The following is a 19,861-nucleotide window of genomic DNA, read 5'->3' on the forward strand; positions in this document are numbered from 1 at the left end:
ATCCGTCCGCCACCCCGGGGCGCCCGTTGCGAAGTCGAACCGGCACCGCGTACGGAGTCTGCACCGCGCCTCAGGGTTCGGCGCAATGGACGGTATACGATTGTTTCGAGGCGCTCTCGGTGGCACTGTCTACGTCCTGCCCCGGTTCACTTACAGGAGTGAACAATGACGAGAGGAAGCTGCGAGCGCTTGCCGGTCCTCGTTGTCGACGCGCACCCGATCGTCGCGAATGCGATTGGCCGTGCGTTGACCGACCTGAACGACCGGATTGATGTGACGGTTTGCCACAGTGCGAGCGGTGCGCTAGATGTTTTTCGCCGCATGTCCGGCTGGTTCCGGATTTTTCTGGATCTCGATGTGCCCGGAGGCGGGCTGCCGTTCGCGCGGCAGTTTCACGCATCAGGCGTCGCCGATCGATGTGCGATCGTGACGGCGGCCCTTCGGCGGCCGTGGATCGATGAGGCGAAGCGTCTGGGCATGATTGCGTACCTTGCCAAGGGCGCGCCGCTCGGTGCTTTCTCCGACGCGCTGCAGTCGGTGCTCGACGGCCGCTCTGCGTTTCCCGACATCGCAGCCGATGCCGGCTCCGGTATGCGTTTGACGCGTCGTCAGCGCGACATGCTGTCACTGGTTTGTTCCGGGCACTCGACCAAGGAAGTCGCGACGATGCTGAATCTGGCGCTCGGCACGGTCGACAATCACATTGCAAGCGCGATGCGCGTTTTGGGCGCCCGGAATCGTACTCACGTCATTACGCGTGCAATTGCGTTGGGACTGATCGATGCACGTGACGACAGCGGGAAGGAGCGCGACTTGGCGCGAGAGCCGATGGCTAGACCGGCAACCGTCTATCCGCTCGCAGGTCCTCGCGATCGAACGTAATTGATGCGGCCGGTCGGCGCGGTCGAATTGCGACGGGCGATACGCAACGTCGGCGCCACGCTCTTCACTGCCGCGACGCAGTTTAGCGGCCCGCGCTGCGGCACGTGATCGTTTCCTGCAAGCAGGCATACAAGAGGAAACAGAGTGCCCCGGCGCTCCATTTGAAGAGCGACCAGCTGTTCAGCATGTAAAGGAGAAGTGCGTATCCCGCGGCGAAGATGAGCGCCCTGACTGCGCCGCCAACCAGAATGCCCGACCATCCACCGCCAAAGCGCGGAGCAAGCGGAGCCATGAAGATGCCGTGTTCTGCAAATTTCGCTGCTGCCTGAATTACGGATCGAAATTTCATTGAGCGATGTAAAAAAATGAGTAATCGAGAGCGGTGGATGCCGTACGCGCATCCACCGTCGATTTACGGCTGCCAATTACCGCAAGATGCAATTCCAGCTTTGAGCAAGAAAGTTACCTGCGTGCGCATCGACGAATAACCTAGCACTTCGAATCTCGATCGGGAATATGGAATTTCTCATGGTATTGGCGTGCTTCGAAGGTGCCCGAGTAAGCTCCTTTTTGCTGACGCGCTCGGATCTGTCATACGCTCGACGCGTGTTATGCGGGCGCGCCGTATCGCCTGCCCCCGCCGATGGACGACCGCAGATTTCGCTCCTTCCAAGCCACCCACGCAGTGCGCGCAGCCATCTGAAACATCAAAAAGCGTGAGAAATTGCACATTTTCACTCATCAGGCGCAGTGATAAATTCATCCCTAAACGGGCACACACCCAACAGCATCGCATTCATTTCGATCACAACCAATGAAGCCATTCATACCGAAAAATCTCATACTGATACCGACAAAGGCCGCGATTATTTTTCTCATCTACATGGGAGCATACTCATCCATTGAAAAACTGACAGACTTTCACATCACCACGACGTTATCGGTGGCTCTCATATCGCTTGCCGTTATTGCGGAGAGCCTGCTGTTCGCTTACTACAAATCAATAGGTCGATCGTCATGATTTCAAACTTCAATCACGCTTCATGCCAAGCCGGCAATTCCGCAGGGCCGACGGCACTCACCGGTCCGAGAACGCTCACGGCGGAAGAATGCGCTGCTGTTTCGGGCGCATGGAATTGGGGCGGCATGGTACTGGGCGGCTTGCAGCAATCCGTCGCTGGAGGAATCGGTGGTGCGCTCGCGGGAGCCGCCACGGGGCAGCCGATCGGAATGATGGGCATCCAGGGCATGATCATCGGGGTTGTCGGCGGTGGACTGCACGGCGGGCTTCAGCCGCCTGCCAATCGACAAAAAGCAACGGGATGATCTGTCGCTGAGCTTCAGATGCCGACGGCGGGCTTTCGAAGTTGCACCGCACGCATGACCTGTTTCGGGCCCGCTGCCATTTCAGTGCCGCCTTATCCGCTTGACGCGGCCTTCCGGCCAATCCAACGATGCGCCACACGGTCGACCAGACATTGAAATCGCCGACCGATCGATAAAACGCGTCGATCGCGCCGGCTGCTCGAAGAAGCGGCGACGACGCGCATCGGCCGCACAAAAGAAAAAAGCGCCCTCGTAGCGCTTTTCTGTCGACGCATTCGCCGCGGCTTCGCCGTCTGTCGATACGTCCACCAAACCGTCTGTCGGCAGCGACCGGAAAGCTGCTCCGGATGAAAAAACGTCCGCCGCCGCCCGATACTGCATTCCCCGGTCGGACGACGGAACGCTGCTTTTCGCAAGTCGGTCCGCATGCATTTGTTATCCGACGATGATGGCCCCGCCGTGCATGCAGCCACGCCGTGGCCGGCACGCTGACGACGTGCCGGCTGCGCTCACCCCGCGCTTTTTTTTGCTACCCCGTAGAACTTACCTGTACTTATCTGTTCTTTTCATTTTTTCAACTTGTGATGCGAAGAATAGAGATTGGCCGAACCGGATGTCAATCGTTTTAAACGCTATTTTCCGACGAATCGAGGGTTTTCCTGATCGGTGCGCCACGCGCCGCACACGTCGCGTGCCGTCGATGCGCAGGCAATCAAACGGGGATGGATCGAAGCGGCGCATCGCGCGCCGTCAGTTCGCGTCGACGCTGTAACCTTGTTGACGCAACAATTCGAGCACGCCGCGCGGGCCACCCAGGTGCAGCGCGCCGATCGCGACGAACAGCGGGCGGTTCGGCGCCGCGATTGCCGTCATCCGTGCAACGAAGCGCCGATTGCGCTCGTACAGGATCCTGTTGTCGATCGACGCCGACAATGCCTTCGATCGCGCCAGCCGTTCGCTCTTCGCGACGGCCCAGGCGGCGATCGCATCGGCGTCGCCAATTCGCCACAGTCGGTGCAGCGTCTTCACGTCGTCGGCGTTCTGCGCGGGCGTCTGCACCATGTCCTGCGCGAGCATTTCGCGCTGCTCGGCGAGCGTCAGGCCGGTGAACGCGCGCATCTGCTCGGCCAGCGTCTCGAGCCCGATCACGCGGCCGCCCTTCTTCTTGAGGAATACGTTCTGTAATTGCGCCTCGGTGCCGTACTCGGTCTGCAGGCCGGCCGACAGCGAATCGTAGGTCTCGACGACGAGCGACGCGAGCCACGGCCGCATCTTGCGGATTTCCGCGAGCGCGGCCGGATTGCCGTGCAGACGCGCCGCGAGCCGCTGCCACAGCGGCTCGGGCAGCAGCCGCGGCAGGCACGCATAACGGCAGACGCCGTACTTCGAGACGTCGTCCTGCGATTCGAGCAGATCGTCGGGCGACAGCTCGAGCGCGAGCGTCGGCGACGCGGCGAGCGCGGCGAGGATGCGCGGCCGGAACGGCTGCGCGCTCGGATAGTCGGACGGGTCGCCCGTATGCAGCGTGCCGAGCACGTAGAGCGTGACGCGGCCCTTGGTCGCGACGTAGAACGGCATGCGCGCGGGCTGCACGCGCACCGCGCCGCGCGCGACCGTGCCGTTCGACTCGGACGGCGGCACGTGAAAGCCCGGCAGGCTCACGCCGGGCGGCGGCACCTGAGACGGATGGATCGGCGACGTGGCGGGCGCTCGCCCTTCGGCTCGCGCCACCTCGACCGGCACGCCGATGCCGGCCGCGAGGCATGCACCGGCCAGCGCCGCGCCCGTCACGGTGCGCACGCTCCAGCGCCGCGCGCTGCGGCAGGCGCGCAGCATGCGCGCGCTGCGCGCTCCCGAACGGCGCGCGCTCGACGCGCGCGCCGCCAACCGTTCAGGCATTCGCCTCCCCCACCTCCTCGGCGCGATGGCAGGCCACGCGGCGTCCGTCGACGTCGCGCAGCTGCGGTTCCTCGACACGGCACCGCTCGATCGCATACGGGCAGCGCTGGTGAAACGCGCAGCCCGACGGCGGATTGAGCGGCGACGGCAGCTCGCCCTGCAGCTTGATCTGCACGCGGCGGTCTTCCTCGAAGATCGCCGGCGTCGCCGACATCAGCGCGCGCGTATACGGATGGCGCGGCCGTGCGTAGATCGTCGCCTTGTCGCCGAGCTCGGCGACGCTGCCGAAGTACATCACCATCACGTCGTCGGCGACGTGCTCGACCACCGCGAGGTTGTGCGAGATGAACACGTAGCTCGTCTTGAACTGCTCCTGCAGATCCATGAACAGGTTCAGGATCTGCGCCTGGATCGACACGTCGAGCGCGGACACCGGCTCGTCCGCGACCACGATCCGCGGCTCGAGGATCATCGCGCGCGCGATCGCGACACGCTGGCGCTGCCCGCCGGAGAACATGTGCGGATAGCGCTTCGCGTGCTCGGGCCGCAGCCCGACCGTGCGCATGATCTGCGCGATGCGCTGCGCGCGTTCGATCGCGGTCAGCTTCGTGTTGATCTCGAGCGGCTCGGCGAGCGTCTGCTCGACGGTCTTGCGCGGATTCAGCGACGCGAACGGATTCTGGAACACCATCTGCACGCGGCGGCGCAGCTCGGCGATCGTGTCGCGGCTCGCGCCGGCCACGTTCCGGCCGTCGATCGAGAGACGGCCGGACGTCGGCGTCTCGATCATCGTCAGCTGGCGCGCGAGCGTCGATTTCCCGCAGCCCGACTCGCCGACCACCGCGAGCGTGCGGCCGCGCTTCAGCGCGAACGACACGCCGTTCAGCGCCTTCACCGTGCCCTGCCCGAACATCCCGCGCCGCACCGTGTAGTGCTTCGCGAGCTGGTCGGCCACCAGCACGTCGTCCTCGTCGTGCTCGACGCGGCGCGTTTCGTTGACAGCATTCATCGTGCGCCTCCGTTCAGGTCGACATGGGACAGGTTCAGCGGCTTGATGCAGCGCGCGCGCATCGCATCGTTGCCGGGCACCAGCGTATCGAGCGCCGGGCGCGCCTTGCGACAGTCGTCGACGACGTACTTGCAGCGCGGCGCGAACAGGCACCCGGACGGGCGATCATCGCGGCCCGGCACCATGCCCGGCAATGCGGCAAGGCGACGCGCCCCCTTATTGTGCTCGGGAATCGCCGCGAGCAGCGCTTCGGTGTACGGATGATGCGGCGCGCGGAAGATATCGGGCACGCGGTTGGTCTCGATGATCTCGCCCGCGTACATCACGGCGACGCGCTGCGCGACCTCCGACACCACGGCGAGGTCGTGCGAGATCAGCACGAGCGCCATCCCGCGCTCCTTCTGCAGCTTGACGAGCAGGTCCATGATCTGCGCCTGGATCGTCACGTCGAGCGCGGTCGTCGGCTCGTCGGCGATCAGGAGCTTCGGGTTGCATGCGACGGCCATCGCGATCATCACGCGCTGGTTCATCCCGCCCGACATCTGGTGCGGAAACGCGCCGATCCGGTTCTTCGCGTCGGGAATCCCGACCTGGTCGAGCAGCTCGAGCGCGCGCCGGTGCAGCGCGTCGCCGCGCAGCCCTTCGTGCAGCTTCAGCACCTCCTTGATCTGGTAGCCGACCGTATAGCTCGGGTTCAGGCTCGTCAGCGCGTCCTGGAACACCATCGCGACGTCCTTGCCGACGATCCTGCGCCGCACCTTCGGCGACGCCTTCAGCAGATCCACGCCGTCGAACGTGATCTCGTCGGCCGTGACCTTGCCCGGCGCATCGATCAGCCCCATCAGCGCCATCATCGTCACGCTCTTGCCGGAGCCCGATTCGCCGACGACGCCCACCACCTCGCCCGGCGCGATCGACAGGTTGATCCGGTCGACCGCGGGCAGGCCGTTGAAGTTCACCGCGAGATTGCGGATGGTCAGTAGATTCGAAGTCATGTCACGCCATCCGTTTCAGTTTGGGATCGAGCGCGTCGCGCAGCCCGTCGCCGAGCAGGTTGATCGCGAGCACCGAGATCAGGATCGACAGGCCTGGCATCGTGACGATCCACCAGGCGTTGTCGATGTAGTCGCGCGCGGAGGCGAGCATCGCGCCCCACTCGGCGGTCGGCGGCTGCACGCCGAGACCGAGGAAGCCGAGCGCGGCCGCATCGAGAATCGCCGACGAGAAACCGAGCGTCGCCTGCACGATCAGCGGCGCCGTGCAGTTCGGCAGCACCTGCGAGAACATCAGGCGCAGCGTGCCGGCGCCGGCCACGCGCGAGGCGGTCACGTATTCCTTCTGCAGCTCGCCGAGCGCGGATGCGCGCGTCAGACGCACGTAGGCGGGCAGCGCGACGATCGCGATCGCGAACATCGTGTTCGTAAGCCCCGGCCCGATGATCGCGACGACCGCGACCGCGAGCAGCAACGAGGGCAGCGCGAGCAGCACGTCCATGATGCGCATCACGGCCGTGTCGGCCCACTTCTGGAAAAACGCGGCGACGAGGCCGAGCACGATGCCGGGGATCAGCGCGAGCACGACCGACACGAAGCCGATCGAGAACGACATGCGCGCGCCGAACATCAGGCGCGAAAGAATGTCGCGGCCCGCTTCGTCGGTGCCGAGGATGAACTGGCGGTTGCCGCCGTCGAGCCACGCCGGCGGAATCTTCACGTAGTCGCGGTATTGCTCGACCGGGCTGTGCGGCGCGATCAGCGGCGCGAAAATCGCGACCGCGATCAGCACCAGCACGACGATGCCGGCGCCGACGGCGCCGCGGTTGCGCGAGAAGTTGGCCCAGAACTCGCGCAGCGCGAGCGCACGGCCGCCGGCCGGCGCGGATTCGCTCGGCAGGGTGTTTTGCAGATTGCTCATGGATTACCTCGTGTGGCGGATGCGCGGATTCAGCACGCCGTACAGCAGGTCGACGATCAGGTTCACGACGATCACGAGCGTCGCGATCAGCAGAATGCCGCCCTGGACGACCGGATAGTCGCGACGGCCGATCGCATCGATCAGCCACTTGCCGACGCCGGGCCACGAAAACAGCGTCTCGGTCAGCACCGCGCCCGCAAGCAGCGTGCCGATCTGCAGGCCGATCACGGTGACGACCGGAATCAGCGCATTGCGCAGCGCATGCACGACGACCACGCGCGCGGGCGACAGCCCCTTCGCGCGCGCGGTGCGGATGTAGTCCTCGCGCAGCACTTCGAGCATCGACGAGCGCGTCATCCGCGCGATCACCGCGAGCGGAATCGTGCCGAGCACGATCGCGGGCAGGATCAGGTGGCTGAGCGCCGACTTGAACGACCCTTCGTCCGGCGCGAGCAGCGCGTCGATCAGCATGAAGCCGGTCGGATGCGGGAAGTCGTATTCGACCGCGATGCGGCCCGACACGGGCGTCCAGCCGAGATACGACGAAAACACCATGATGAGGATCAAGCCCCACCAGAAGATCGGCATCGAATAGCCGGTCAGCGCGGTGCCCATCACGCCGTGATCGACGATCGAGCCGCGCCGCAGCGCGGCGATCACGCCGGCCGGCAGCCCGACGACGAGCGCGAACACGAGCGCGCACAGCGACAGTTCGACGGTCGCCGGAAAGCGCGCGAAGAACTCGCCGGCGACGCTCGTGTTCGTGACGATCGACGTGCCGAGGTCGCCGTGCAGCGCCCGGCCGATGTAGTGGAAATATTGCACGGGCAGCGGCTGGTCGAGCCCGAGGCGTTTCATCGCCTCCGCGTGCATCGCGGGGTCGACGCCGCGCTCGCCCATCATCACTTCGATGGGGTCGCCCGGTATCAGGTGAATCAGCGCGAACGCGAGGATGGTGATGCCGATGAAGGTCGGAATCACCATGCCCACGCGGCGCAACACGAATCGGAGCATGATGCGTCTCGTCTTTTCTTGTGGGAAATGTGCGACCGGCGACGGGGAGCTCGTGGCCCCCCGCCGCCGGATGGGTAGGTCTCGGTCTTCGTGACAGCTTACGCCTGCTGCGTTACTTCACGCTCACACCATCGAAGCGTGCGTAGCCGAGCGGTTCGATGCGCATGTCGACGACGTTCTTGCGCACCGGCTGGTACACCGTCGAGTTCGCGATCGGCGAGAACGGCAGCTGCTGCGCGAAGATCTGCTGCGCCTGCGTGTAGAGCTTCGTGCGCGCGTCCTGGCCCGTCGTCGTGCGGCCCTTCTGGATCAGGTCGTCGAACGGCTTGTAGCACCAGTGCGAGAAGTTGTTGCCCTTGATCGCCTCGCAGCCGAGCAGCGTGCCGAGCCAGTTGTCGGGGTCGCCGTTGTCGCCGGTCCAGCCGATCAGCATCGTGTCCTGCTCGCCGCCGTGCGCGCGCTTGATGTACTCGCCCCACTCGTACGTGACGATCTTCGCCTTCACGCCGATCTTCGCCCAGTCGGCCTGGATCATCTCGGCCATCAGGCGTGCGTTCGGGTTGTACGCGCGCTGCACCGGCATCGCCCACAGCGTGATCTCGAACCCGTTCGGATAACCGGCCTTCGCGAGCAGCGCCTTCGCCTTGGCGGTGTCGTAGGCGGCCATCTTCAGGTTCTTGTCGTAGGACCACTGCGTCGGCGGCATCGGCGCGTTCGCGGCCTGGCCCGCACCCTGATAGACCGATTCGAGAATCGCCTTCTTGTTGATCGCCATGTCGAGCGCCTGACGCACCTCGAGCTTGTCGACCGGCTTGTGCTCGACGTTGTACGCGAGGTAGCCGAGGTTGAAGCCCGGCTGCGACGGCATGTCGATGTTCGAGTCGGCCTTCAGCGTCGCGATGTCGGCCGGGCGCGGATAGCTCATCACCTGGCATTCGTTGCGCTTGATCTTCTGCACGCGCACGCCCGGATCGGGCGTGATCGAGAAGATCAGCTTCGACAGCTTCACTTCGCCCTTCTTCCAGTAATCCGGATTGCCGTCGAAACGGATCGTCGCGTCCTTCGTGTAGCTGCGGAAGATGAACGGGCCCGTGCCGACCGGCTTCTGGTTGATGTCGGCGGCCTTGCCGGCCTTCATCAGCTGATCCGCGTATTCGGCCGACAGGATCGACGCGAATTCCATCGCCATGTTCTGGATGAACGGCGCGTTCGGTTCGGCGAGCGTGAACTTCACCGTGTACGGATCGACCTTCTCGACCTTCGTGATCAGCTTGTCGAGGCCCATGTCGGTGAAGTACGGGAACGACACCGGATACGCCTTGCGGAACGCGTTGTTCGGATCGAGCATGCGCTCGAACGTGAACACGACGTCGTCCGCGTTGAATTCACGCGTCGGCTTGAAGAAGTCGGTCGTGTGGAACTTCACGCCGTGGCGCAGGTGGAACGTATAGACCTTGCCGTCGGACGACACGTCCCACTTCTCGGCGAGGCCGGGCTCGACCTTCGTGCCGCCGCGCACGAATTCGACGAGGCGGTTGTAGACGGTGAACGTGGCGGCCGTGAAATCGACGCCGGTCGTGTATTGCGCGGAATCGAAGCCCGCCGGGCTGCCTTCTGAGCAGTAGACGAGCGTCTTGTTCGGGATCTGTGCGAATGCAGAGCCCGCGACGCCGAGCGATGCCGCTGCCACGCCTGCAATGGCGGTAACACGCAGGGTGTGCAACAGACGGTTGTGTTCCATGTTTCCTCCAGGTCTCCAGATCGGAACCGGTCCCTCCCGGGGCCGGCGTACGCGGATATTACTTGAGCAAGCGATTTTGCAACAAGCTGGAGAAAAAACCTCTCTACACGCATTTGCGCGGGTTTTTGCCGATGTTTTGCGCAATCGAAAGCTGTCAACGCGTGTGCGAGCGACGGTTCCGCGCATCGCGCGCGTGTTTCCGTCGACAACTAAACAGGAGGGACGCCGAAGCAGACGTGCAGCGCACGGCCGCACGGTGCGCCTTTACCGCGCTTTTGCGGCGTTTTCGCGTATTTCGCGCGCTGCGTCGCGCGCGCCGCAACGATCGATGTGCGTGCCTTTCATGCCGGCGCGTCGAGGTCCGCGCTGCGTGCGGGGACGAACGCGACCGCGACGATCGACAGCGCGAGCCCCGCCATCACGTAGTACGTCGGCGCGAGCGGCGTGCCCGTCACCTTGATCAGCCACGTGACGATGAACTGGCCGAAGCCGCCGAACAGCATCACCGCGACGTTGTAGGCGATCGACAGTCCGGTCGAGCGCACGTTGGCCGGAAACAGTTCGGCGATCATCGCGCCGAACGGCCCGTAGTAGCCGGCAAGCGTGATCGACAGCACGACTTGCACCGCGATCAGCCGGCCGATGCTCGGCGCGGCGTCGAGCCATGCGAACAGCGGATAGATCAGCGCGAGCGTCAGCACCAGCGACCAGAGCGAGAGCCCCTTGCGGCCGATGCGGTCCGACCATGCTCCGGCGAGCGGCGACAGCACGGTCAGCAGCAGATTGCCTGCGATCACCGCATAGAACGAATCCGCGTAGGGCAGCTTCAGCTGCTTGACCGCGAAAGTCGGCAGATAGCTGATCAGCACGTAGATCGTCACGGTCAGCGCGATCACCGAGCCGAGCCCGCAGAGCACTTCGCGCGAGTGGCGCGCGAACACGTCGCCGAGCGTCGCGCGGCGCGCGTTCTGCTGCGCGTGCAGGAACGCTTCGGAATCGGCGAGATGGCGGCGGATGTAGAAACCGATCGGGCCGATCATCAGCCCGAGGATGAACGGCACGCGCCAGCCCCAGGCACGCAGCGCTTCGGGCGACAGGCCGCGCGTGACGGCCGCGCCGACGACCGCGCCGATCAGCAGCGCGGCGGCCTGGCTCGACATCTGCCAGCTGCCGTAGAAGCCGCGCTTCGAAAACGGCGCGGCCTCGATCAGCAGCGCGGTCGCGCTGCCGAATTCGCCGCCGGCCGAGAAGCCCTGCAGCAGCCGGCCGAACACGATCAGCAACGGCCCGCCGATGCCGATCGCCGCATACGGCGGCGCGATAGCGAGCAGGAAGATGCCGGCCGTCATCAACAGGATCACGAGCGACAGCGCGGCCTTGCGGCCCGCGCGGTCCGCATACAGGCCGAGCACGATCCCGCCGATCGGACGCATGAAGAACGCGACGCCGAACGTCGCGGTGGTCAGCAGCAGCGACCCGTATTCGCTCGAGGTCGGAAAGAACAGCTCGGCGATCACGACGGCCATGAAGCTGAACACCGTGAAGTCGTACCACTCGAGCGCGTTGCCGATCACCGCAGCGGCCACCGCACGCCGGTTCAGCGCACGCTCGGGGCGGACCGGTTTCGTTGAATTCGCAATCGTCGCCATGCGTGCCTCGTCGTGGAGAGTTTGCCGTCGCGGACGGCGCGGCGTGCGCGTTGCCCCGCGCATCGATGTGCAGCGAGTGTAGAAAGCACCGGAACCGTTTTCAAGCAATAAAAACGCCCGCGATCGCAGGATCGCGGGCGTTGTGCGGTTTTCACCACATATCGCGGCATCGCACGATGCCGCCGGGCATCAGCCCATCTTCGAGAACGCGCTGCACCAGCCCTTCGCCGCGACCTGCTTGCCGCCGAACGCCGCGCACGGACCGGACGTCGAGCCCTTCTTGCCCTGGTACAGCATGCAGGCCGCGCAATCCTGGCCCGCTGCATATTTCGGATACTTCGCCTTGTCGACCTTCGTCGCGTCGGCCTTGTAGCCGAGCGCCTGCGCGGTCGGATCGCTTTCCGACAGCATCGGCGCATCGGCCAGCGCTTCGCGCGACAGCGCCAGCGCGGACACGACGCCGACGCTCGAAATCAGGAAACTCCGACGGGATGTTTTCATGGGGACTCGCTCCAACGTTATCGGTTTGAAAGCTGTTCTGGCGACAGCCGCTACAGCATAACCGCCAAGCGCCGAAACGTGCGTCCCGAAATGCCGGAAATAATGAATTTCACACGGCGCGCCTGCGATGCGCGCCGCCCGCCGTGCGCGCGCCTCGCGCGAACGGGCGCTAGCCGTATGCGGCCATCTCGCCGACGCGTTGCGCGAGCGCAAGCGAGGCCGTGAGCCCCGGCGATTCGATGCCGAACAGATTCACGAGCCCGCGCACGCCGTGCTGCGCGGCGCCCTGCACGATGAAGTCGGCGGGCGGCTCGGCGGGCCCCGCGACCTTCGGCCGGATGCCCGCGTAGGCGGGCTGCAGCGCGCCGTCGGGCAGCTCGGGCCAGTACGCGCGGATCGATGCGTAGAACGCGCCCGCGCGCGCCGGATCGACTTCGTAGCGCAGCGCGTCGATCCATTCGACGTCCGGACCGAAGCGCGCCTGCCCGGCGAGATCGAACGTCAGGTGAATGCCGAGGCCGGCGCGGTCCGGCATCGGATAGACGAGATGCGAGAACGGCGCGCGACCGGACAAGCTGAAGTAATTGCCGCGCGCGAGATAGAGCGGCGGCACCCAGCGCGGATCGAGGCCGCGCGTGCGGCGCGCGAGCGCCTGCGCGCCGAGGCCCGCGCTGTTGATCACGCACGCGGCTTCGATCTCGGTCGGCGCGTCGCCGCCGGTACGCACGACGAAGCGCCCGCCGCGCAGCACGTCGATCGATTCGACCGGCGACTTCAGTGCGCATACGGCGCCGTCGCGCTGCGCGTCGCCGAGCAGCGCGAGCATCAGCTGATGGCTGTCGACGATGCCGGTGGACGGCGAGAACAGCGCCTCCACGCATTCGAGCGCAGGCTCGAGCGCCTGTGCTTCGGCGCGCGTGAGCGGCAGCAGATCGAGCACGCCGTTCTCCTCCGCACGCGCGGCGATCGCCTTCAGCTGTTTCACCTGCGAGGCGGTCGTCGCGACGAGCAGCTTGCCGACGCGCCGGTGCGGCACGTGATGCGTCTCGCAGAAGTCGTACAGCAGGTCGCGCCCGCGCACGCACGACAACGCCTTCAGCGATCCGCGCGGATAGTAGAGCCCCGCGTGAATCACCTCGCTGTTGCGCGAGCTCGTGCCGGTGCCGATCGCGTCGGCCGCCTCGAGCACGAGCGTCTCTCGTCCGCGCGCGGCCAGCTCGCGCGCGATCGCCAGACCCACGACGCCCGCGCCGATCACTACACAATCCATCTGCTCCATGACTTGTCGCGTCGCTCGCGCGTAGAGGGGAGACAGCGGAATTGTACGTCCCGGTTCGCCCGCCTGCCGATCGCGATGTACGTCTCGTCACGACTGTTACGCATCGCACACGCTGCGCGGCGCGCGCCGCAGCGCGCCGCTCAGAACCCGATCGGCCTGCGCCGCGCCGAGCCTTCGTCCGCGCGGATGTCGCGCGGCTCGATCGCGTCGCGTCCGTCGAGCCGCGCGGCGCCGAACGCGTGCAGCAGCGCGCGGCGCATCGTGCGCGGCGGCGTCGCGGCCAGCACGTCGAGCGCGGCGTCGCCGAGCGTTTCCGGGAAGCGCCGGCCCCACGCATGCGACATGCGGATCTCGTCGTAGATCGTCTGCGCAATGCGGCGCGCGCCGGCCGCATCGGGCGGCGCGATCTCGTAGACGTTCATGCGGTTCAGCAGCGGCTCCGGAATCGCATGCGCGTCGTTCGCCGTCGCGATCCAGATCACGTTGCCCGCATCGATCGGCACTTCGGCAAATTCGTCGACGAAGGCGCGCGCGGTGTCGTGCTCGAGCAGCGCGTAGAGCGCGCCGAGCGGATCGTATTGCGCATCGGCGCCGGCCTTGTCGATTTCGTCGACGGCGATCACGGGGTTCGCATAGCTGCCGTTCACGAGCGCGTCGAACACCTTGCCGGGCTTCGCGTTCTTCCATTGCGACGATGCGCCCGACAGGATCCAGCCGGCCGTCAGCGAGCTCATCGGCACGTAGTGATACGCGGTGCCGAGCATCTGCGCGAGCGCCTTCGCGAAATGCGTCTTGCCGATCCCCGGCGGGCCGAGCAGCAGGATCGGCATCAGTTCGAGCCGATCGTCGGTTTCGAGGCAGAGCGCGACCTGCTTGCGCACGTCGTCGAGCGGTTCGGCGAAATTGGGCAGCGCTTCGCCGAGCGCGTCGAACGACGGCATCCGGTTCGGCTTCACGCAGAAACGCAGATTGCCGGTCTTCAGCATCCGCTCGTAGGTTGCGCGCAAGGCATCGCTCGCGCTTTCGTTCAAATCGTTCAGTGCCGTCTCGACCTGCTCGAGGTCGTACACCGTGCTGAAAGACGCCACCGCCAGTTCCTGTTTCACCATCGCCGTCGTCATACCAACCTCACCGCTGCTTGCTGTCACACGATCATCAGACCCTTACGATTTTCAGTGTAGCGGCGCGCGTCGCGCGTGCAAGCAAGCAGCCGCGCGAGGCTGCTGCTAACACCGGCCGCGCGCTGCAGGCCTGCGCCGCGCGGCGTATCATCGTCAGTTCACCGGTCGCCGCGCATGGCCGGCGGTGCACCGCGTACCGCGTCCGCTTTCGTCTCCAGGGTATGCCGATGTCCGTCCCCGCCGCTCCTCCGAACGTCGATCCCGACGCGATCCGCGCCGTCGACGCCGCACTGACGTCGCGCCGCTCGGTGCGCGCATTCCTGCCGACGCCGGTGCCGCGCGCGACGCTCGAGGCGATCCTCGAAGCCGCGAGCCGCGCGCCGTCCGGCACGAACATCCAGCCGTGGCACGTGTACGTCGCGACGGGCGCGACGCGCGATGCGCTCGCGGCCGCGCTCACCGCCGCATACGACGATCCCGCACGCGACGAAAAATACGTCGCCGAATACGACTACTACCCGCGCGAATGGGTCTCGCCGTATATCGACCGGCGCCGCAAGGTCGGCTGGGATCTGTACGGCCTGTTGAACATCGGTCGCGACGAGAAAGCGCGCATGCATGCGCAGCACGCACGCAATTTCCGCTTCTTCGATGCACCGGTCGCGCTGTTCTTCACGCTCGACCGGATCATGACGCACGGCGCATGGCTCGACTGCGGGATGTTTCTGCAAGGCGTGATGACGGCCGCGCGTGCGCGCGGGCTCGATACGTGCCCGCAGGCCGCGTTCGTGCCGTTTCACCGGATCGTCGCCGAACACCTCGACATCCCGGACAACGAACAGCTCGTCTGCGGGATGTCGCTCGGCTACGCCGATCCGCATGCGGTCGAGAACCGCCTCGTCACCGAGCGTGCGAGCGTCGCCGAGTTCGCGCGTTTTTTCGCTTGAAAACGCGTGACGCGTACCTACTTTTCACAGCGTCCGTCCGTCGCCGGCACGCCGATGCGTCGCGCCGGCGCACGGGCGGCAGCGGAACCGCAGCGCGGCCGTACCCGAACCAAAGCGGGACAGGACCGTAGCGGGACCGCATCGTGCTCCGCACCGCTCGCCGCCGCGTGCGGCGACAGCGCTGCCGAAATCGATCGGGCGTAAGATGAGCGTCCGTTCCCCACTACCCCGCGTTTCCGGAGAAGCTTCATGCTGAAACACGGCCTGGCCGTCCTGCTCGCGAGCGTCGCGCTCGCCGCCCATGCGCAAAGCCCTGCACCGGCCGTCGTTGCGTGGGAGATCCAGGTCGTGCGCGACGGTCAGACGATCGACACGTTCCAGCAGCAGACCACCGTGGGTCAAACGCGCACCGACACCCATCGCTATCCGTCCGCCGTGCCGGTCGGCTGCGGCAATGCCGCGCGCGTCGTGCCGACCGAGCGTTCGCGCGCCGTCACGGTCGCGCCGCTCGCCGCCGATACCGCGGCCGGCACGGTCTCGCTCGCGCTCGACGTGCAGGAAACGCTCGACGACGAAAGCGCACGGCAGAGCGATCCCTGCATGCCGGCGTCGCCGCGCCAGATCGTCGCGAGCCATCCGGGCCTGTCGGTCGGCGCCGACGCCTGGACCGACTGGACGCTCGTCGAGCAGCATCCGCATCTCGTCTACCGCGTGCGCGCGCACGTCGCGAAGGACTGATCGCCATGGCTGCCGACGCGCTATCCGTCCCGTTCGCCGAACCGCACGCGGCCCCCGACGAAATCACCGCGGTCAGCTGGAACCTGCACAAGGGCCGCTCGCCGCTCGGCTTCACTGCATGGAACGCGATGCGCGACTGGATGCAGTCGACGCACGCGGACGTGTATTTCCTGCAGGAAGCGATGGCGCGGCGCATGCCGCGGCCGGTGCTCGCGCAGGGCTTCGGCGCGCCGATGGACGATGTCGACGACGACGTCTGGCACTGCCAGGCGACCGAGATCGCCCGCGCGCTCGACTGGCAGATCGCGCTCGGGCCGAACGTGTTCAAGCCGTCGTGGCGGCACGGCAACGCCATCCTGTCGCCGCATCCGCTCGACCTCGGCGGCCGCTGGGACATTTCCGCGCACCGCTTCGAGCGGCGCGGGCTGCTCGTCGCGCGCGCGACGCTCGCCGGCGCGCGCCCCGTCACGCTGCTGTGTGCGCACCTCGCGCTCACGCGCGCGGCGCGGCTGCGCCAGATGCACTGGATCGCGCACTGGATCGTGCGCAACGCGGGCGACGATCCGCTCGTGCTCGCCGGCGACTTCAACGACTGGCGCAACGATTCGGTCGCCGTATTCGGCGAGATCGGGCTGTCCGAAGTGGCGACGCTGCTCGGCGAGTCCGGGCGCACGTTCCCGGCGTTCTCGCCGGCGCTCGCGCTCGACAAGATGTTCGTGCGCGGCCTCACGCCGCTCGAGTGGCGCGCGCCGTCGAGCGAAACCGCGTGGCTGTCGGACCACCTGCCGTACATCGCCCGGCTGCGTCTCGATCCGCGATAAGCGCCGCCCGGCCGCGCCCGCGCGATCGAAAGCGCATCGTAAGCGCGCGTTGCGCCAAATCCGCGCGGCCACGGGGGGCAAGCCCGCGATTCGCGCAGGCAGGGTAAAATAGCCAGTTCCTCAAACGTCTGTCATCGAGAAGGCGCGTGTCCGACGCGCCGGCCGGCCGATCCGCGATCGGGCCGACGCACTCGGTTTTTGCCCGTTTTTGGGCCCGTTACACGCGTCCGCTACGCGCGTCCGTTTTGAAAGCCATGAGCAAATACGACACCGCCATCGTCCAATCCGTCCATCACTGGACCGACACGCTTTTCAGCTTCACCTGCACCCGTGAGCCGAGCCTGCGCTTCAACAACGGCGAGTTCACGATGGTCGGCCTCGAGGTCGACGGCAAGCCGCTCGCGCGCGCCTACTCGATCGTGAGCCCGAACTACGAGGAGCACCTCGAATTCTTCAGCATCAAGGTCCAGGACGGCCCGCTGACGTCGCGCCTGCAGCACCTGAAGGTGGGCGACACGGTGCTGATCGGCAAGAAGCCGACCGGCACGCTGGTCGTCGACAACCTGCTGCCGGGCAAGACGCTGTGGCTGCTGTCGACGGGCACGGGCCTCGCGCCGTTCATGTCGATCATCCGCGATCCGGACATCTACGACCGCTTCGAGAAGGTCGTGCTGACGCATACCTGCCGCCTGAAGGGCGAGCTCGCGTACATGGACTACATCAAGCACGACCTGCCGGGCCACGAGTACCTCGGCGACATCATCAAGGAAAAGCTCGTCTACTACCCGACCGTCACGCGCGAAGCGTTCGACAACGAGGGCCGGATCACCGACCTGATCGCATCGGGCAAGCTGTTCACCGATCTCGGCGTCGCGCCGTTCTCGCCGGAAAACGATCGCGTGATGCTGTGCGGCAGCACCGCGATGCTGAAGGACACGACCGCGCTGCTCAAGCAAGCCGGCCTCGTCGAAGGCAAGAACAACGCACCGGGCCACTACGTGATCGAGCGCGCTTTCGTCGACTGATCCATCCCCAAATTTGTGCAGCATCAAGAAACCGGAGCGAAAGCTCCGGTTTTTTTTCGTCCGCGCTTGGCGAATTCGTAACAATGACGGACCATTTCATCTCAAATAGTTACATTTGACGCACCGCATCGACGACCTTCGATGTCGGTTTTTTTCCTACGCCGCGTTCAATCCGATTATTCACATTTACCCTTAAATGTCCGCCCGACATGACTTTTTCGCCATTTTTGAGATATTATGCGCGGCGCGTGACGCTGACTTGGCCGCACGCAAGGGGTCGGACTCAGGTGTTACTGAATGTAACTTTTGTTACCTTGGCATGCCGCCGTTTTCCGGCCGCATGCGGGAGCCGGACGGCCGCCGACCCGCGCCGCCGACCGGTGTCTGAACCGCTTTCTGACAGCAGGGAGAGTCATGGATACGTCGCTTAATGCGCCCCACGGCGCTCACGCCCCGTTCCCGTCGCGGCTGCCCGCGCATGGCTGCGCCGCCGCAACGTCGGCCGATCCCATCCCGAAATCCGATCCGTGCGCGCAGCGCATCGCGGTGCTGTCCGCGCAGCTGCTCGCCGCCGATGAAGCCGCGCGCCGCCATCTGGCCGGCGAGTTGCACGACGGCCTCGGCGCAGAACTCACCGCCGCGCGTTTCGCGCTCGCCAACGCCCAGGCGTGGCTGCCGGCCGACGCGCCGGAAGGCTGCCTGCGCGCGCTCGACGCGGCGACCGACGCGAATCGCCGGCTGATCGACGCACGCGGCGTGCCGGCGCTCGACAGCGGCGTCGTGCCCGCGCTGTCCGCGTGGATCGACGGCTTCGCGGCCCGTACCGGCCTGCGCACGAGCTTCGTCTGCGCGGCCGATGCGCGCGTGCCGCACCTCGCCGGCGACGCCGCGCTCGCGATTTTCCGCGTCGCGCAGGAAGCACTGTCGAACGTCGCGAAGCATGCGCGCGCCGCCTCGGCCGACGTGCGGATCGACGCCGACGACACGTTCCTGTCGCTGATCGTCACCGACGATGGGACCGGTTTCGCGCGCAAGCGCCGCGCCGGCTACGGTCTCACCGGCATGCAGGCGCGCTGCGCCGCGTTCGGCGGCCGGCTCGACACGGCGTCCGGCGCGGCCGGGCGCGGCACGCGCGTGACCGCGTACTTCGCGTGGGACGCGCTGCTCGGCGCGCCCGCCGCGGCCCGTTTCGCGTCGCTGTCGTGAGGTCGCGATGGGCCTGAACATCCTGCTCGTGGACGACCACGCGATCGTCCGGCAAGGGATCTGCCAGCTGCTCGTCGACCGCGGCGTCGCGCGCGAGGTCACCGAAGCCGAAAACGGCGCCGACGCGCTCGCCGCCGTCGACCGGCAGACGTTCGACGTGATCCTGCTCGACATCTCGCTGCCCGACACGAACGGCATCGAGGTGCTCAAGCGCCTGAAGCGCAAGCTGCCGCGCACGCCGGTGCTGATGTTCTCGATGTACCGCGAGGATCAGTACGCCGTGCGCGCGCTGAAGGCCGGCGCCGCCGGCTATCTGTCGAAGACGGTCAACGCCGCGCAGATGATCGGCGCGATCCAGCAGGTCGCCGCGGGCCGCAAGTACGTGAGCCCCGCGATGGCCGAAGCGCTCGCCGAATACGTGTCGTTCGAGAACGAGCCGCTGCCGCATGAAAAGCTGTCCGACCGCGAATATCAGACGCTCTGCATGCTGGCCTCGGGCAAGCGGCTCACCGACATCGCGAACACGCTGTCGCTGTCGGTGAAGACGGTCAGCGTGTACCGGTCGCGGCTGCTCGAGAAGATGCGGCTGTCGAACAACGCGGAACTCACGTTCTACGTGATGAGCAACCGGCTCGTCGACATGTCGCCCGCGTCGGGCACCTGACGCACCGCGCGCACACCCTCTCGCTGTCCCATCCGCAAGGTTCCGGCGCGGCCGCTCGGCCGCCGCTCGGCCGCCGCCCGGCCGTTGCGCACGCAAGCGCTTGTTTTATCGGACGATTCGGCGAC

The 19,861-nt window shown here is 66.2% G+C and carries 20 protein-coding genes; 8 read left to right on the plus strand and 12 right to left on the minus strand.

Annotated elements, in window-relative coordinates; translation table 11 throughout:
• Window positions 1–165 precede the first annotated feature (165 nt).
• Entirely contained in the window at window positions 166–882 is a 717-nt protein-coding gene (locus tag ACSHSS_RS00510) for a response regulator transcription factor (protein ID WP_212161315.1), read from the plus strand.
• Window positions 883–964: 82 nt separating this feature from the next.
• Here the strand turns inward: ACSHSS_RS00510 and ACSHSS_RS00515 are convergent, their stop codons facing one another.
• Window positions 965–1,231: a hypothetical protein gene (locus tag ACSHSS_RS00515; RefSeq protein WP_059783997.1), complete on the minus strand. Its 267-nt coding sequence runs from the start codon at window positions 1,229–1,231 to the stop codon at window positions 965–967.
• Between the two features lie 668 nt (window positions 1,232–1,899).
• On the opposite strand from ACSHSS_RS00515, the gene ACSHSS_RS00520 reads away from it, so the two are divergent.
• On the plus strand, window positions 1,900–2,208 hold the full coding sequence (locus ACSHSS_RS00520) for a hypothetical protein (RefSeq protein WP_196798269.1): 309 nt from the start codon (window positions 1,900–1,902) through the stop codon (window positions 2,206–2,208).
• Between the two features lie 81 nt (window positions 2,209–2,289).
• On the opposite strand, the gene ACSHSS_RS00525 is transcribed toward ACSHSS_RS00520, so the two are convergent.
• The 11 genes from ACSHSS_RS00525 to ACSHSS_RS00575 form a co-directional block, all read right to left on the minus strand.
• Window positions 2,290–2,640, minus strand: coding sequence for a hypothetical protein (locus ACSHSS_RS00525; protein ID WP_146121467.1), 351 nt, complete (start codon window positions 2,638–2,640; stop codon window positions 2,290–2,292).
• A gap of 318 nt (window positions 2,641–2,958) precedes the next feature.
• Window positions 2,959–4,107 (minus strand): TraB/GumN family protein, encoded by a 1,149-nt coding sequence (locus tag ACSHSS_RS00530; protein ID WP_212161308.1) that lies wholly within the window; start codon window positions 4,105–4,107, stop codon window positions 2,959–2,961.
• Complete coding sequence (locus tag ACSHSS_RS00535) at window positions 4,100–5,116, minus strand: peptide ABC transporter ATP-binding protein (RefSeq protein ID WP_212161304.1); 1,017 nt, start codon at window positions 5,114–5,116, stop codon at window positions 4,100–4,102. Before ACSHSS_RS00535 ends, ACSHSS_RS00530 begins: the two co-directional genes overlap by 8 nt.
• Entirely contained in the window at window positions 5,113–6,111 is a 999-nt protein-coding gene (locus tag ACSHSS_RS00540) for an ABC transporter ATP-binding protein (protein WP_006402733.1), read from the minus strand. The genes ACSHSS_RS00535 and ACSHSS_RS00540 overlap by 4 nt, the downstream gene beginning before the upstream one ends.
• Window position 6,112: 1 nt before the next feature.
• A complete protein-coding gene (locus ACSHSS_RS00545) occupies window positions 6,113–7,030 on the minus strand; it encodes an ABC transporter permease subunit (protein WP_212161299.1) in 918 nt (305 codons plus the stop codon).
• A 3-nt stretch (window positions 7,031–7,033) separates the two neighbouring features.
• Window positions 7,034–8,044 carry an ABC transporter permease subunit gene (locus ACSHSS_RS00550; protein WP_039220472.1) on the minus strand — a complete coding sequence of 337 codons (1,011 nt, stop codon included), beginning with the start codon at window positions 8,042–8,044 and terminating at the stop codon, window positions 7,034–7,036.
• 112 nt (window positions 8,045–8,156) lie between these two features.
• Window positions 8,157–9,785 carry an ABC transporter substrate-binding protein gene (locus tag ACSHSS_RS00555; protein WP_053297790.1) on the minus strand — a complete coding sequence of 543 codons (1,629 nt, stop codon included), beginning with the start codon at window positions 9,783–9,785 and terminating at the stop codon, window positions 8,157–8,159.
• 341 nt (window positions 9,786–10,126) lie between these two features.
• Window positions 10,127–11,434 carry an MFS transporter gene (locus tag ACSHSS_RS00560; RefSeq protein ID WP_212161289.1) on the minus strand — a complete coding sequence of 436 codons (1,308 nt, stop codon included), beginning with the start codon at window positions 11,432–11,434 and terminating at the stop codon, window positions 10,127–10,129.
• 189 nt (window positions 11,435–11,623) lie between these two features.
• Window positions 11,624–11,935, minus strand: a complete 312-nt coding sequence (locus ACSHSS_RS00565) for a high-potential iron-sulfur protein (RefSeq protein WP_006402728.1) — start codon at window positions 11,933–11,935, stop codon at window positions 11,624–11,626.
• Between the two features lie 169 nt (window positions 11,936–12,104).
• Entirely contained in the window at window positions 12,105–13,214 is a 1,110-nt protein-coding gene (locus ACSHSS_RS00570; protein WP_212161285.1) for an NAD(P)/FAD-dependent oxidoreductase, read from the minus strand.
• A gap of 140 nt (window positions 13,215–13,354) precedes the next feature.
• Window positions 13,355–14,335 (minus strand): AAA family ATPase, encoded by a 981-nt coding sequence (locus ACSHSS_RS00575; protein ID WP_006402726.1) that lies wholly within the window; start codon window positions 14,333–14,335, stop codon window positions 13,355–13,357.
• A 227-nt stretch (window positions 14,336–14,562) separates the two neighbouring features.
• Here ACSHSS_RS00575 and ACSHSS_RS00580 point away from each other — a divergent pair, with 227 nt between their 5' ends.
• From ACSHSS_RS00580 to rqpR, 6 genes are all read left to right on the plus strand, one after another.
• On the plus strand, window positions 14,563–15,282 hold the full coding sequence (locus ACSHSS_RS00580) for a nitroreductase (RefSeq protein ID WP_012214325.1): 720 nt from the start codon (window positions 14,563–14,565) through the stop codon (window positions 15,280–15,282).
• 249 nt (window positions 15,283–15,531) lie between these two features.
• Window positions 15,532–16,020 carry a hypothetical protein gene (locus ACSHSS_RS00585; protein WP_006402724.1) on the plus strand — a complete coding sequence of 163 codons (489 nt, stop codon included), beginning with the start codon at window positions 15,532–15,534 and terminating at the stop codon, window positions 16,018–16,020.
• Window positions 16,021–16,025: 5 nt separating this feature from the next.
• Window positions 16,026–16,841, plus strand: a complete 816-nt coding sequence (locus ACSHSS_RS00590; RefSeq protein WP_006402723.1) for an endonuclease/exonuclease/phosphatase family protein — start codon at window positions 16,026–16,028, stop codon at window positions 16,839–16,841.
• A gap of 254 nt (window positions 16,842–17,095) precedes the next feature.
• Complete coding sequence (locus ACSHSS_RS00595; RefSeq protein WP_012214327.1) at window positions 17,096–17,866, plus strand: ferredoxin--NADP reductase; 771 nt, start codon at window positions 17,096–17,098, stop codon at window positions 17,864–17,866.
• 414 nt (window positions 17,867–18,280) lie between these two features.
• Window positions 18,281–19,072: a quorum system sensor histidine kinase RqpS gene (gene rqpS / locus ACSHSS_RS00600; protein WP_212164380.1), complete on the plus strand. Its 792-nt coding sequence runs from the start codon at window positions 18,281–18,283 to the stop codon at window positions 19,070–19,072.
• A 7-nt stretch (window positions 19,073–19,079) separates the two neighbouring features.
• Window positions 19,080–19,736, plus strand: coding sequence for a response regulator transcription factor RqpR (gene rqpR, locus ACSHSS_RS00605; protein ID WP_006402720.1), 657 nt, complete (start codon window positions 19,080–19,082; stop codon window positions 19,734–19,736).
• The last annotated feature ends 125 nt before the right edge of the window (window positions 19,737–19,861 follow it).

The organism is Burkholderia sp. BC1 (assembly GCF_052683555.1).

Excerpts from the sequence above, each read along its gene's own strand:
- ACSHSS_RS00565 (WP_006402728.1), bottom strand. The coding sequence starts at position 11,935 with ATGAAAACATCCCGTCGGAGTTTCCTGATTTCGAGCGTCGGCGTCGTG.
- ACSHSS_RS00525 (WP_146121467.1), bottom strand. The coding sequence starts at position 2,640 with ATGCATGCGGACCGACTTGCGAAAAGCAGCGTTCCGTCGTCCGACCGG.
- ACSHSS_RS00560 (WP_212161289.1), bottom strand. The coding sequence starts at position 11,434 with ATGGCGACGATTGCGAATTCAACGAAACCGGTCCGCCCCGAGCGTGCG.
- ACSHSS_RS00590 (WP_006402723.1), top strand. The coding sequence starts at position 16,026 with ATGGCTGCCGACGCGCTATCCGTCCCGTTCGCCGAACCGCACGCGGCC.
- ACSHSS_RS00580 (WP_012214325.1), top strand. The coding sequence starts at position 14,563 with ATGTCCGTCCCCGCCGCTCCTCCGAACGTCGATCCCGACGCGATCCGC.
- ACSHSS_RS00535 (WP_212161304.1), bottom strand. The coding sequence starts at position 5,116 with ATGAATGCTGTCAACGAAACGCGCCGCGTCGAGCACGACGAGGACGAC.
- ACSHSS_RS00595 (WP_012214327.1), top strand. The coding sequence starts at position 17,096 with ATGAGCAAATACGACACCGCCATCGTCCAATCCGTCCATCACTGGACC.
- ACSHSS_RS00520 (WP_196798269.1), top strand. The coding sequence starts at position 1,900 with ATGATTTCAAACTTCAATCACGCTTCATGCCAAGCCGGCAATTCCGCA.
- ACSHSS_RS00570 (WP_212161285.1), bottom strand. The coding sequence starts at position 13,214 with ATGGAGCAGATGGATTGTGTAGTGATCGGCGCGGGCGTCGTGGGTCTG.
- ACSHSS_RS00555 (WP_053297790.1), bottom strand. The coding sequence starts at position 9,785 with ATGGAACACAACCGTCTGTTGCACACCCTGCGTGTTACCGCCATTGCA.
- ACSHSS_RS00530 (WP_212161308.1), bottom strand. The coding sequence starts at position 4,107 with ATGCCTGAACGGTTGGCGGCGCGCGCGTCGAGCGCGCGCCGTTCGGGA.
- ACSHSS_RS00540 (WP_006402733.1), bottom strand. The coding sequence starts at position 6,111 with ATGACTTCGAATCTACTGACCATCCGCAATCTCGCGGTGAACTTCAAC.
- rqpS (WP_212164380.1), top strand. The coding sequence starts at position 18,281 with ATGGATACGTCGCTTAATGCGCCCCACGGCGCTCACGCCCCGTTCCCG.
- rqpR (WP_006402720.1), top strand. The coding sequence starts at position 19,080 with ATGGGCCTGAACATCCTGCTCGTGGACGACCACGCGATCGTCCGGCAA.
- ACSHSS_RS00545 (WP_212161299.1), bottom strand. The coding sequence starts at position 7,030 with ATGAGCAATCTGCAAAACACCCTGCCGAGCGAATCCGCGCCGGCCGGC.
- ACSHSS_RS00515 (WP_059783997.1), bottom strand. The coding sequence starts at position 1,231 with ATGAAATTTCGATCCGTAATTCAGGCAGCAGCGAAATTTGCAGAACAC.
- ACSHSS_RS00510 (WP_212161315.1), top strand. The coding sequence starts at position 166 with ATGACGAGAGGAAGCTGCGAGCGCTTGCCGGTCCTCGTTGTCGACGCG.
- ACSHSS_RS00575 (WP_006402726.1), bottom strand. The coding sequence starts at position 14,335 with ATGACGACGGCGATGGTGAAACAGGAACTGGCGGTGGCGTCTTTCAGC.
- ACSHSS_RS00550 (WP_039220472.1), bottom strand. The coding sequence starts at position 8,044 with ATGCTCCGATTCGTGTTGCGCCGCGTGGGCATGGTGATTCCGACCTTC.
- ACSHSS_RS00585 (WP_006402724.1), top strand. The coding sequence starts at position 15,532 with ATGCTGAAACACGGCCTGGCCGTCCTGCTCGCGAGCGTCGCGCTCGCC.